Annotated in this window: 14 protein-coding genes; 8 read left to right on the top strand and 6 right to left on the bottom strand. The window is 30.1% G+C overall.

Annotation, left to right across the window (positions count from 1 at the left end; genetic code table 11):
* Positions 1-4 precede the first annotated feature (4 nt).
* The 5 genes from ybaK to KQH81_RS00565 form a co-directional block, all read right to left on the bottom strand.
* Positions 5-457 carry a Cys-tRNA(Pro) deacylase gene (gene ybaK, locus KQH81_RS00585; RefSeq protein ID WP_035770804.1) on the bottom strand — a complete coding sequence of 151 codons (453 nt, stop codon included), beginning with the start codon at positions 455-457 and terminating at the stop codon, positions 5-7.
* A gap of 91 nt (positions 458-548) precedes the next feature.
* Positions 549-770 carry a hypothetical protein gene (locus KQH81_RS00580; protein ID WP_230028662.1) on the bottom strand — a complete coding sequence of 74 codons (222 nt, stop codon included), beginning with the start codon at positions 768-770 and terminating at the stop codon, positions 549-551.
* 50 nt (positions 771-820) lie between these two features.
* Positions 821-958 (bottom strand): helix-turn-helix transcriptional regulator, encoded by a 138-nt coding sequence (locus KQH81_RS00575; protein ID WP_230028660.1) that lies wholly within the window; start codon positions 956-958, stop codon positions 821-823.
* A gap of 257 nt (positions 959-1,215) precedes the next feature.
* Entirely contained in the window at positions 1,216-1,356 is a 141-nt protein-coding gene (locus KQH81_RS00570) for a GNAT family protein (RefSeq protein ID WP_168972318.1), read from the bottom strand.
* Between the two features lie 130 nt (positions 1,357-1,486).
* A complete protein-coding gene (locus KQH81_RS00565) occupies positions 1,487-2,002 on the bottom strand; it encodes a GNAT family N-acetyltransferase (protein WP_074844922.1) in 516 nt (171 codons plus the stop codon).
* Between the two features lie 398 nt (positions 2,003-2,400).
* Here KQH81_RS00565 and KQH81_RS00560 point away from each other — a divergent pair, with 398 nt between their 5' ends.
* The 6 genes from KQH81_RS00560 to KQH81_RS00535 all read left to right on the top strand — a co-directional run bounded on the left by KQH81_RS00560 (position 2,401) and on the right by KQH81_RS00535 (position 8,187).
* Positions 2,401-3,081 carry a putative ABC transporter permease gene (locus KQH81_RS00560; RefSeq protein ID WP_051196260.1) on the top strand — a complete coding sequence of 227 codons (681 nt, stop codon included), beginning with the start codon at positions 2,401-2,403 and terminating at the stop codon, positions 3,079-3,081.
* 4 nt (positions 3,082-3,085) lie between these two features.
* Positions 3,086-3,583 (top strand): serine hydrolase domain-containing protein, encoded by a 498-nt coding sequence (locus KQH81_RS00555; RefSeq protein ID WP_230028657.1) that lies wholly within the window; start codon positions 3,086-3,088, stop codon positions 3,581-3,583.
* Positions 3,561-4,889 (top strand): serine hydrolase domain-containing protein, encoded by a 1,329-nt coding sequence (locus tag KQH81_RS00550; protein ID WP_230028655.1) that lies wholly within the window; start codon positions 3,561-3,563, stop codon positions 4,887-4,889. The genes KQH81_RS00555 and KQH81_RS00550 overlap by 23 nt, the downstream gene beginning before the upstream one ends.
* A 74-nt stretch (positions 4,890-4,963) precedes the next feature.
* Complete coding sequence (ytvI, locus tag KQH81_RS00545) at positions 4,964-6,037, top strand: sporulation integral membrane protein YtvI (protein ID WP_168972320.1); 1,074 nt, start codon at positions 4,964-4,966, stop codon at positions 6,035-6,037.
* 79 nt (positions 6,038-6,116) lie between these two features.
* Entirely contained in the window at positions 6,117-6,818 is a 702-nt protein-coding gene (locus tag KQH81_RS00540) for a response regulator transcription factor (protein WP_168972321.1), read from the top strand.
* Positions 6,811-8,187 (top strand): sensor histidine kinase, encoded by a 1,377-nt coding sequence (locus KQH81_RS00535; protein ID WP_074844934.1) that lies wholly within the window; start codon positions 6,811-6,813, stop codon positions 8,185-8,187. Before KQH81_RS00540 ends, KQH81_RS00535 begins: the two co-directional genes overlap by 8 nt.
* Positions 8,188-8,318: 131 nt before the next feature.
* Here the strand turns inward: KQH81_RS00535 and KQH81_RS00530 are convergent, their stop codons facing one another.
* The gene (locus tag KQH81_RS00530; RefSeq protein ID WP_051196317.1) at positions 8,319-9,032 is read right to left on the bottom strand and encodes a gamma-glutamyl-gamma-aminobutyrate hydrolase family protein; all 714 of its coding nucleotides are present in this window, start codon (positions 9,030-9,032) and stop codon (positions 8,319-8,321) included.
* Positions 9,033-9,448: 416 nt separating this feature from the next.
* On the opposite strand from KQH81_RS00530, the gene KQH81_RS00525 reads away from it, so the two are divergent.
* Both KQH81_RS00525 and KQH81_RS00520 read left to right on the top strand, forming a co-directional pair.
* Positions 9,449-11,236: a two-component system response regulator gene (locus KQH81_RS00525; RefSeq protein ID WP_230028653.1), complete on the top strand. Its 1,788-nt coding sequence runs from the start codon at positions 9,449-9,451 to the stop codon at positions 11,234-11,236.
* A complete protein-coding gene (locus tag KQH81_RS00520) occupies positions 11,205-12,476 on the top strand; it encodes a GGDEF domain-containing response regulator (RefSeq protein ID WP_027639469.1) in 1,272 nt (423 codons plus the stop codon). The genes KQH81_RS00525 and KQH81_RS00520 overlap by 32 nt, the downstream gene beginning before the upstream one ends.
* Positions 12,477-12,509: the final 33 nt, after the last annotated feature.

The following is a 12,509-nucleotide window of genomic DNA, read 5'->3' as shown; positions in this document are numbered from 1 at the left end:
TATCCTAATGGATTATTGATTCAATTTCTCCTCTTACAAGCTCTACCAATTCCTTTGGTTTTATTTCTATCTGATATCCTATCTTTCCTGCACTTACTATTATCGTATCTACATTTTCACAGGCTGCATCTATGACAGTTTTATAGCTCTTTTTCATTCCTACAGGTGAGCATCCACCACGTACGTATCCCGTTATCTTATTTATATCAGCCACTTTTATCATTTCAACTGACTTTTCTCCTACAGATCTTGCTGCTGCTTTCAAATCCAATTCCTTTGCTACCGGAATTACAAAAACATAAAATTCTCTGCTGGCACCTTGAGTTACTAAAGTCTTAAACACTTGCTCTTCTGGTTTTCCTATCATATGAGCTACAGATACACCATCTACAGCTTCTCCATTGCTGTCATAATTATATAAATTATAGTTTACTTTTGCCTTATCTAAAATTCTCATAGCATTAGTTTTAATTTTTGAATTTGCCACCTTAACTCCCTCTTTTCTCAAATGTCTTTAGTCTCTATATTTTAGGATTCTCTTTGCTTGTTTACTTTTCTGGACGTACAGTTTCTGTTTCCGTTGTAATTAACTTCGCTACATTCACTGCACTTATTGCAAATAATAAAATATTTAAGGCAACAAGAGCCGCAATAACAATGGCAATAGTCTTCCAAATACGGTTATAGCGACGATTTTTAATTGCTAGCTGCTCGTTAATTCTGGATAGTTGTTCTGCCACTGTATTAATATCTTTTTCACCATCTACCATTGCTCCTAAAAGTTAACTCACCGATACTTCAAAAACATCAGCAATTCGAATTAACATCTCCCCATCAGGTACAGATAGTCCTTTCTCCTATTTAGAATTGTCTGACGAACTACATTTATTTTAATAGCAAGTTCTTCTTGCGAAATTCCCTTTGCTTTTCTCATTGCCTTTAGATTTTCATTAAACATACAAAGCTCCTCCTTTTTTAAGTATATTATAATCAATATTAAGCTGTTGCTACAAGCAACGTATGTTAACATAACCCTAAATCATTAAGAATTTAAGCGAATACATTCAAAAGAAAAATAAATCCATACTTCTTGATATACTATATTTTATAAAGAAAAGGAAACCATTTAGGTTTCCAATAGTAAGTTTTTATTATATTTTAATTTCAAGAATTTCTTCTTTTATCTACGTCATTATCTTTATTCATCTTAATCCCTTATAAATGATATCTATATGCGTCCTCAGTTGGATTATCATAATACCCTTTAAAAGTTTCCACATTTCTGAATCCAAAATCACTAAATACTTTTTGCATAGAATAGTTTGTTACTCTTGTCTCTCCTCTAAAATCTTTCATCCCCTGTTTTTTCATATCATTTATCATTGTTTCAAATATCTAATAATTGATTTTTATCTTTTAAATTAACCAATATCAATTAAAATACCTTACCCATAAATTTAAAATTATGTTTTTCCACTTTTAACTTTTATAAATACAGCCTATACAAATACTCATCAATAATAATATCAGTGCCCATTTTCTTAGTTCTATGTTCACCAACTATGCTAAAACCTAATTTTTTCATCACTGCATTAGAAGCAACATTTTGCTTGTTTACTGGTGCTGTAATTATTTTTGCACCATGAGATTTCACATAATCAATCATGGCTTGTGCCATTTCTGTTCCATAACCATTTCTCCAAAATTTCTTGTGTACACTATAGCCCAAATCATAGGTTTGTCTATCTTCACTTGCTATGAAACTACATGCTCCGATACGTTCTCCTGTGACTAAATATTCTGCAATCAAGTAGCAACATTCTTCATCATCTTCTAAGGTATCATACACCTTTCTGTATTCATCATCCATATTTTCTATTGATGGGTCTGGCATATATTTACCCATTTCAGGATCATTCCACATACTTATTACAAAGTCTGCATCTGATTTTTTATAACCTCTAAGATTTAAACGCTTCGTTTTAATTTCTTCTATTTTCATTTTATCTCCTTAAATCCAAAAAAATATAATTATTTTAATTTTCAGAATTATAATTCCTATTTAATGATATAATGCCTAATTTTTAAAGTCAATTCTTCAAAGAAAACTCTTCAATTGATTTTCTAAGTATTGACACAAAACTGCCACAATACATCCTTTGAATTGACATAGCCAGTTTTCTATAATAATGACAAGAAAAACTGTATAGAACTAGATTACGAAGCTTTCAAGAATCAAGGGATATGTCAAAGAGTACTGGAACGTATTTTTAGACTACTGACCCTATAATGTAGTATCAGCGGTGTTCTCTTTAATATTCCACCATAACAGCACCGCTGGACTCTCCTCCAAAGATTCATTAAATAGATTTAATAAAAATTTTAAGGAAAGGTGATTTTATGGATTCATTTGCTCAAGGAATTAATATCTATAAGTTAGTTTGGGTATTTGTTATCGGATGTGTGCTAGGCTATATGGCAGAGATGCTTTGGTGCTACTTGAAGCATGGTTACTTTGAAAGTAGAAAGGGTGTAATCTACGGACCTATAAGTCCCGTATATGGATTCGGAGCTGTACTTCTAACATTAACTTTAAATCCTATAGCAGAGACAAATGGAGTATTTATATTTTTAGCTTGTGCTGTTATCGGAGCGCTCTTCGAATATATATGTTCTCTTTTCCAAGAAAAAGTTTTTGGAACAATATCTTGGGAATACAGCCATACACCTCTTAATCTCAATGGAAGAACTAATGCATCCTTTGCAGTATGCTGGGGATTCCTAGGGTTAATATTTATAAGAAATACCTATCCATATATAAGTGATTTCATAGAAAATATCCCAAATCATATTGGCATACCCCTAACTTGGTTTATAGCAGCATTTTTCTTATGGGATCTTATAATTTCCTCACTAGCTGTTAACCGTCAAAGACAACGTCGTGAAAATATAGAAATAAATAACTCTCTTACAAGATTTTTAGACAAGCATTATCCTGATGAGAGATTAGAAAAAATATATGCTAACATGCAGGTAGTTAAAAAAGCACCTAAAATGTCACTACAAAAGGAGGCTATATAAATAAATGGTATTTTTAGCTGAGATAAAAAAGATGGATTTCTTTAATAAGTTTTTGAACGGTGATGTAACTAGCGATATCTTGACTTATGATTTTGTACCACAAAAACTTAAATTCTTTCCTCCTAAAAAGAATGATTACCCTCTTGCAAGGGTAACTCCAGAATCACAAGGTGTATCATCTAAGTATCTAAATGACTTTTATAAAGAGATATCTAATACAAAAGATATAAATGCCCACGGCCTTATGATATTACGTCACGGTAAAATAATATCTTCAGGAATGTGGTCCCCATATTTAGAAGAATATCCTCATATAACTCACTCACTATGTAAAAGCATAACCTCTATGGCTGTAGGAATAGCTGTTGATCAAGGGCTTATTGATATAAATGAAAAAATCGTTGATATATTCCCTGAAAAAAACTTCTATATTGACATCAAAACGAGTAAAGTCTATAACTGTAGAACATCTTCTTACCATGACTTCAGGAATAAGGTTTAATGAGTACTCTTCAATTCTTTCAAAAGATTGGGTGAAGTCATTTCTAGACTCAGATACTGCTTTTGAACCTGGAAGCAAATTTGTCTATAACAGTATGAATTCTTATATGCTTTCTGCAATCGTAAAACGAAAAACAGGTTCGGGGCTTTTAGAATATCTAACCCCTTTTTTATTTGAACCTTTAGGTATATCAGATGTAATATGGGAGAAGTGTCCTCGTGGTAATGAAAAAGGGGGATGGGGCTGCTATATAACACTAGAAGATATGGCAAAACTAGGTCAGCTTTATCTACAAAAAGGAAAATGGATAGTTGCAGGCGAAGAAAAACAAATTGTTTCTGAGGAATGGGTAAATGCGTCTACTATAGAACATGCAAAAGAAGATAACGGAATATCAAGCAGAGCTTATGGATACCAAATGTGGATGCACAATACCATATCTACCGCCTTCCAATTTAATGGTCTCTTTGGACAATATGTTATGGTGCTTCCTAAACAAGACATTGTCATTGCTATGACTAGCGGAAGTACCAACCTTCTTCCTCAAGGCTCAACCATAGATATAGTAACTAAATATTTTAACGATGATGTAAAATTCAGTGACAAAGCCTTAGAAGAAAATAAAACAAACTTCTATGACTTGAAAGAAACCTTGCACTCCCTTAAGTTTGGAGAACCAATTTCAACACCATCGCCTTCAATAGTACCTTGGTATAGAAAGATTTCTTACTCTTCAGAGAAAAAATCAAAATCTTTCTATCTTCCTGAAGCCGCAAAAGAAATTTCAGGAAAAATTTATTCTATGGAATCTTCTTCGGCTGGTATACTACCTCTTATAACTCAATGCATACAGAACAATTTTTCTGAAGGAATAAGCGAAATATCTTTTAATATAGAAAATGAAAAGTTTTGTATTTCTATAAAAGAAAAATTCAATAACAATAAGTTTTTTGTTGGTTTTGGTCAATACTTATATAGTGATCTCCAATTTAAAGGAGAAAATTATAGGGTTGCAGCTACAGGAAAATTTACTTTAGATGAAGATGATAATATGGTTTTAAAGCTTTCCATATCCTTTATAGAAATGTCTAATACCAGAACTATAAAAATATTTTTCATTGATGATAATTTAGTTATGAAAATGGACGAATCTCCATCAGTTCTCTTTACTATAGAAAAATTTAAACCCAAAGATAGCAATAATTCCATTGGAAATTCTAGATCTGCTTTTAATGACAGCGAATTTAATAACTTCAAATTATCCAAAATAGCTGTCCCTATTATAAAAGGACATCTTAAGGAATAAATTTGCAAATAAATATTATATTATCTATAATTTATTGTAATAAACATCCAATTTTTAATTAAGGAGTGAAACTGTTGGATATTGATAATAAACGAAATTTTATCATTAATGTACTATATTTTATTACTGTGTCGGCTCTAATTTTTGTGGCAATTAAATACGGTTTAATATGGTTTATGCCATTTGTCATAGGATTTGCGGTGTCATCCATCTTAAAACCGCTAATAAGTTTTTTATCTGAAAAACTTCATATAAGCAGAAAGCCATTATCAGCAATAGTAGTTTTATTGTTTTATGCTATTGTAGTTGGACTTTTAATTCTATTAGGTACAAGACTTTTTATATCGATGAAAGAACTATTTTTAAAGTTACCTGATATGTACTCTTCAAGTATTGAGCCAGCAGTATATAACATGTTCTCTAACATTGAAAGTATTCTTGGGAGACTTGACCCAGCCTTAGTTAAAGATATTGAAGCTATAACTATATCTTTTTCTAATTCCCTTGGCTCTGTTATATCTTCTGTATCCTCAACAGTTATAAGCTCTATATATTCCATTTTTTCATCTATACCATCATTTTTTATAACAGTAATACTATCGATAATTTCATCCTTTTTCTTTACTATTGATTACACTAGAATAACAACTTTTATAGTAAGACAGTTTTCACCAAAAGTCAGAGACATAATCTTTGATGTCAAACATTATATCGTTGGAACTCTATTTAAATTTATAAAAGCATACAGCATATTGATGGCTTTAACATTTTTAGAATTATCACTTGGCTTCTTTATTCTTAGAATTGAAAATGGGGTAACTATAGCTGCAATTATAGCTTTGCTTGATATCCTTCCGATTTTAGGCACAGGCGGTATATTAATTCCTTGGGTTATAATAGAGCTTATACGCGGAAATGTTTATCTAGCACTAGGACTTGCCACATTATACATGCTCATAACAGTTGTTCGTAATATATTAGAACCAAAAATCGTTGGAGCTCAAGTAGGCATGCATCCGATAGTGATGCTTATATGTATGTTTGTAGGCGTAAAGGTATTTGGCTTTATAGGCTTATTTATTCTTCCAGCAATAGCGATTATAATTAAAAATTTAAACGATAGTGGAAAAATCCATCTTTTTAAATAATAAGTTCACTTAGCTTTTAATTTATATTAGAATTTTATTAAGATCTACTGAATATATAACAGAATTTAGGGGGATTTTTATGGAGAAATTGATTTATATAGCAGAGGATGAAAAACACATAAGAGATCTAGAAAAGATTTTTTTAGAGAAATCTGGCTTTAGAGTTGAAACCTTTGATTGCGGTGAAACTCTTCTAAAAGCTTTTGATGATAACCCTGCTGACCTATTAGTATTGGATATAATGCTTCCTGGTGTAGATGGTTTATCCATTTGTAATCTTATAAGAGAAAAAAGCACAGTTCCTATCATAATAGTATCAGCCAAAGATAGTGAAATGGATAAAATCACAGGTATCACTATAGGAAGTGATGATTATCTTACAAAGCCATTTTCTCCAATAGAACTTGTAGTACGAGTTCAGGCTATATTCCGTAGAATAGAAATGCACAGTAACAGTTTAAGAAATGATGATATGCTAACTTATGGCGACTTAGTAGTAAATAAAAAACGGCGAGAGATTACAAAAGACGGTACCCCAATTTCATTAACACCTACAGAATATAAAGTCATAACTTATCTAATAGACAATGCAGATAAAGCTATATCACGCGATGAGCTTCTTCGAAATATATGGGAATTTGATATAAAAGTCATAGATACCCGAGCTACAGATGATACCATGAAAAGGCTTAGAAAAAAACTTGTGGATATAGCTTCTTCAATTAAGATAGAAACCATAAGAGGTTATGGTTTTAGAATAGGATTTGATAAAAATGAGTAAACCTAAAAAAATGCGTGAACTTAGGTCTATATTTGCTAGACCTATTCTTTTTTTAGTAATTATGATGTCTCTTGGAATCTTTATTTTATTTAATATAGTTTTGATATATACTTTCGACAGTAGTTTATCTGACTCTTTAAGCTATATTTCCGCTGCCATGGAGAGACTCTATACTGATGTTCCACAACAGGAAATAACTTTAGAAGACCTTGCTCAAACCCATAATCATCTGTTAAATAATGCATCAAAAGATACATTGGTTGAGTTGATAATCTCTGATAATGATTCTAACATTAAATATTCCTCTGCAAATCTAGACTATTCAACTATAAAAGAAATTTTAGATACCTCTAAAACCCATTTGTTTCATCATGGAAAGGTTCAAAGATTAAAAGTAGGAAAAGGCTTATATTATTTAACTAAAGTCGATATAGATTCGCAGAATAATGTTTATATTTTTTCATCTACTTATAATTTTAAAATAATCCTAAAATCAACTAATCGAACATTAGGCTCTATATTAATTGGAGTAACCATATTGTTTTTAGTGGTTATCTATGTTGTGGCTGTTCATTTATCAAAACCCATAAAAAAATTGAGCAATCAAGCTACCGATATAGGAAACGGAATTCTTTTTCCAGTTACCATTGATTCAAATAGCATAGAACTGCAAACTCTAGCTGACAATCTAAACATAATGGTAAAGAGATTGAAGGCTTTCAATGAGAGTCAAAAAATATCCCTTCAAAATGTTTCCCATGAGCTTCGTACTCCATTAATGTCTATTCAAGGATATGCCGAAGGACTTCGAGAAGGTTATTTTGATGACCAAAAAGCTGCTGCTAATATAATAATTGAGGAAAGTAAAAGATTATCTTCAATTGTTGACCAAATTCTTATTCTTTCAAGAATGGATACCTTAAATCAGCCAGTTCACATTATTCCAATAAGTATAAATGATTTTGTTGAAGAAGAAGTAAAAAAATTAGAGGGTTATGCCTTTAGAGAGGGAAAGCATATTAAAACTTCATTTAGTGATGAAAAAATAGTAGTGAATGCAGACTATTCTCTGCTTTCTAATATAATCATGAATATAATCTCCAATTCAATACGTTATGCTAAAACAACTATAAAAATTGATGTATCTACTTCTGCTGATAAACTCTATATAGTTATATCAGATGATGGCTGTGGACTTAACGAAGAAGATTTAAAGTATATCTTCACTCGCTTTTACAAAGGTAAGGATGGAAATTTTGGTCTAGGAATGTCCACCGCTAAATCAGCTGCTCAATACATGAACGGAGATATTGTTGCTGAAAATAATGAAAGTGGTGGAGCTAAGTTTATAATTACACTGCAACTATAATACTAATATTTTCATCTTTATTAAGTTCTTTATTTATATTGATTGCAACATAGAAATTTACCACCTTTTATAAAAAGGATGAATTCATTCACAAATTCATCCTTTCTCATTTATATGATTTTATATTTAATTTAATGTTTAGATGCTTTTTCACATAGCAACTTAAATATTTTTGAAATATCTTCAAATCTTTTATACATACATTCAGGATGCCATTGTACAGCAAAAATATTCTTCTCTTTATTCTCTATTGCCTCAACTATTCCATCCTTAGCTATTGCTGAAACTATAAATCCATCAGCAATTCTATCAATAGCTTGATGATGATACGAATTTACAACTATGCTTTCCTTACCTAATGTCCTATATAAAAATGAAGATTTATTAATATTTATTTCATGAGTAGGCTCAGAAGGTATTTCTATAGCTTGCTCATGAGAAATGCACTTGTATTCTCTTGAAGGTATATCTTGAATGAGATTTCCTCCAAATACAACATTAATAAGCTGCATTCCTCTACATATTCCCATAATAGGCTTACCCAGATTATGAAACTCTTTTATCAAAGCAATTTCAAATTCATCTTTGACCATGTTCATATAAGTCACCTTTGGCATAGAATCCTCTCCATACAATAATGGATTAATATCCTCTCCGCCAGGTATAAGTAACCCGTCCAACATCATTGCATATTCTTTTGCAAATGAAGTATCTGATGTAACTGGAAGTATTACAGGTATTCCCCCATTATCTATTATACTATTAATATAGTTTGATGGTATTAAGAAGTTCCCAGGCGTTCTGTCAAAAGCTTCTGAAAAACTTAATCCTATTTTAGGCAACACTTTCTCATCTCCTTTCACAGTTGTATAAATAAACACTTCTTCATAAAAAAAATAATTCCTCTATTTGATTTTTATCATAATATATTTAAAATTATATATCACCTAAGAAACGCTATTGCAATTTAATAAAAAGCTTACTTAATATCATAATTTTATGATAATTACTTAATATACTAATTATATAAAGAGTAAATTGTAAAATTATTCTTTATATAATTGATTTTTATTACTTAATATGTTATTCTAGGTAATAATTATGAATATTTATAAATCAACATTATAATTTTTATTAAAGAGTTTTAGTGTGAATATAAATAAAATCATAATTTAGTAATAGACTATTTGCCGTAAATGAAGTGTATTTAACTTTGATTACGGCTTTTTTAGACTACTATATTCGTTCGGAGGAATACTTTGTGAAAAAAGTTGATATTACATCTACTATAAATATAGAAGATGACTTAAAACAATCTATAAATTTAAAGTCTAATTTAAAAAAAGTTCTTGTTGTTGATGATAATCCAATTAATAGAAAGTTATTGTGTAAAATACTTTCAAATGAATACATTGCTATTGAAGCATCAAATGGTAAAGTTGCAATAGATATGATATATAAATATGTAAACGAAATTTCTGCAGTTATGCTTGATTTAGTAATGCCTGAAATGGATGGGTATGAAGTTTTAAATCTTCTTCATCATAATCTTCTTTTTAAAAATATTCCTGTCATAATAACAACAGAAAATAATGACATTGATAATGAGATTAAAGCATTAAAACAAGGTGCTTGGGATTTTGTATCCAAACCATATAACCCAGAAATAATTAAATTTAGATTAAATAATGTAATTGAAAGAAGTCATCTCCATGCTTTTGAGAAGCTTAAATATATAACTGAATTTGATAGCCTTACTGAAATATATAATAAATCAAAATTTTATGAGGTTACCCAAGAAATGCTTATAAAAAATCAAGATAAAAAATTCACATTTATTAGATTTGATATAGATAGGTTCAAATTAATCAATACCTTTTTTGGAATGTCTGAGGGAGACAGACTTTTAAAATATATCGCTTCAGAATTGCAAAGACTTAGCTATGGCAATGAGTTGTTTACTTATGGAAGAATAGAAGCTGATGTTTTCTGTATATGTCTTTTTTATGATATCGTTGCAGGAAAAGCATTATTAGAAAGTGCAAGAAGGTCTTTCGAAAATTATGATTTAGATTACAGTATAGTCCCTTCCTTTGGAATATATCTAATTGAAGATAATACTATGCCAATACATACCATGTTTGATATGGCAACTCTCGCTGCTAAACAATGTAAGGACAGTTATATGGAGTATTACTCATTTTATAATGAAGCATTAAGCAAAACCCTTATAAAAGAACAAGCTATAACTAACGATATGGATATGGCTTTAGAAAATGAGCAATTCAAATTATACTTTCAACCTAAGTATGATTTGAAATCTAATACTATAAATGGTGCAGAAGTTTTAGTTAGATGGAAACATCCAAGTAAAGGAATAATTTCCCCAAGCGAATTTATTCCCTTATTTGAACGTAATGGATTTATCTCAAAGTTAGATTTTTACGTATGGGATAAAGCTTGCAAACTTCTTAGAGATTGGATAGACGAAGACATCAATCCTCTGCCTATATCTGTAAATGTATCGCGCGTGAATTTGTATAATCCTAAACTAGAGAATACTATTATAAATCTTGTAAAAAAATATGATATTTCCCCAGGTCTTTTTAATTTAGAATTGACAGAAAGTGCATATACAGATAATCCAATTATAATTAAAAGAATTATGACAAATCTTCATTCTTATGGTTTTATAATACTTATGGATGATTTCGGAAGCGGATATTCATCTCTTAATGTTTTGAAAGATATTCCAATAGATGCATTAAAGCTTGATATGAAGTTCTTATCTGATTCTGATTGTGCATCACGCAGTGAAAGTATATTGTCATCGATTATCGAAATGGCTCATAAGTTAAATATTAAAGTAGTAGCTGAAGGTGTAGAAACAAATGCTCAATCAGAATTTTTAACTAATATTGGATGTGATTATGCTCAAGGTTTTTATTTTTCAAAACCTATAACAACTGAAAAATATGAAGAACTGATAAAAACTGCTGATTTAGAAAGAAGGAACTATGATTACTTTACAAAAAATTTTAATTGTTGATAATAATAAGTTAAATAGAAAAATATTAAAGGAAGCTTTAAATGATTATATAGTTATGGAATTAGAAGACGCTAAAATAGCTTTAAATAATCTAAAAAATTCAAAAGAAGAAATTTCAGCTATTTTTTTAGATGTAAACATGCTAATCATAGATGGAAATAAATTCATACACAAACTTCGCTCTATTCCTAAATTTTCAACTGTTCCAGTTATTGCAACTATATCGGATGATGATGAACATTCTATTTCTAAAGCTTTAGACTGCGGAGTAAATGACCTTATAAAAAAACCATTTAAGCACGATGTAATAAGAAAACGTCTAGATAATACTTTATTACTTCAAAAAGCTCTATTAGCAGCACAAACTGATCCTCTTACAACTTTACTTAACCGAACATCTTTTGAAAAATATGTAGAAGACTATTTTAAAAATAAAGATGTAAAAGAAAAAAATGCAGCTCTATTCATGATTGATATAGATAATTTTAAACAACTAAATGATACTTTTGGACATGTATATGGAGATTCAGTACTTAAAAAATTTTCACAAATATTATCCAACTCTACTAATGATACTTCTGTACTCTGCCGTATGGGTGGCGATGAGTTTATGGTTTTATTAAAAGATATACCTAATATAGAATATGTAGAAAAAATAGCTTATGATATATTAAGAAAACTTTCATCACTAGAGGTTATTCCAAATGCACCTTCTCCTACATGTTCCATTGGTATTTCAATTGCTCCAAAGGACGGAAAAAGTATTAGAGATTTATATTTTTGTGCTGATGAGGCATTATATAAAGCAAAGCAGAAGGGAAAGCATCAATATTCTTTTTACGGTTTGTCTCATAAATTAGAAAAAAGAAATTCTTGGATGAATAAAGAGTGGATTCTAGACGAACAAGATTCTTATATATACATATGTGATGCGGAAACTCATGAAGTTTACTACTTAAACCTTAAAAGCTTAAAACTTCTAAATTCGGCACCTCCAGATTCCCCAAAATGTTTATGTTACCTTTTAGGATTACACCCTAATGCTTTTACATTTTGTAGTGAACAACCTCTTAAGGGTAACGACTTGTATACAAATATCTATAAAAGTTGCAGAACAGGTGAGATTCTTCTATACAAAGGAAAACTCATAGATTGGAATGGAAGAGTTGCACGCATGGGGATTGTTACTGTGATTTCTAGCGAAGATGATAAAAAGGATCTTATTAAATCTTTTAATTAATATAAATCTGAATCTAATTCTTACTAGATGAAA

This window comes from Clostridium cadaveris, assembly GCF_020911725.1.
Taxonomy (GTDB): Bacteria; Bacillota; Clostridia; order Clostridiales; family Clostridiaceae; genus Clostridium_X; species Clostridium_X cadaveris.
This window is presented reverse-complemented; position numbering and strand designations above follow the sequence as displayed.

Excerpts from the sequence above, each read along its gene's own strand:
- KQH81_RS00550 (WP_230028655.1), top strand. The coding sequence starts at position 3,561 with ATGACTTCAGGAATAAGGTTTAATGAGTACTCTTCAATTCTTTCAAAA.
- ybaK (WP_035770804.1), bottom strand. The coding sequence starts at position 457 with ATGAGAATTTTAGATAAGGCAAAAGTAAACTATAATTTATATAATTAT.
- KQH81_RS00570 (WP_168972318.1), bottom strand. The coding sequence starts at position 1,356 with ATGAAAGATTTTAGAGGAGAGACAAGAGTAACAAACTATTCTATGCAA.
- KQH81_RS00520 (WP_027639469.1), top strand. The coding sequence starts at position 11,205 with ATGATTACTTTACAAAAAATTTTAATTGTTGATAATAATAAGTTAAAT.
- KQH81_RS00560 (WP_051196260.1), top strand. The coding sequence starts at position 2,401 with ATGGATTCATTTGCTCAAGGAATTAATATCTATAAGTTAGTTTGGGTA.
- KQH81_RS00555 (WP_230028657.1), top strand. The coding sequence starts at position 3,086 with ATGGTATTTTTAGCTGAGATAAAAAAGATGGATTTCTTTAATAAGTTT.
- KQH81_RS00540 (WP_168972321.1), top strand. The coding sequence starts at position 6,117 with ATGGAGAAATTGATTTATATAGCAGAGGATGAAAAACACATAAGAGAT.
- KQH81_RS00580 (WP_230028662.1), bottom strand. The coding sequence starts at position 770 with ATGGTAGATGGTGAAAAAGATATTAATACAGTGGCAGAACAACTATCC.
- KQH81_RS00535 (WP_074844934.1), top strand. The coding sequence starts at position 6,811 with ATGAGTAAACCTAAAAAAATGCGTGAACTTAGGTCTATATTTGCTAGA.
- KQH81_RS00565 (WP_074844922.1), bottom strand. The coding sequence starts at position 2,002 with ATGAAAATAGAAGAAATTAAAACGAAGCGTTTAAATCTTAGAGGTTAT.
- KQH81_RS00575 (WP_230028660.1), bottom strand. The coding sequence starts at position 958 with ATGTTTAATGAAAATCTAAAGGCAATGAGAAAAGCAAAGGGAATTTCG.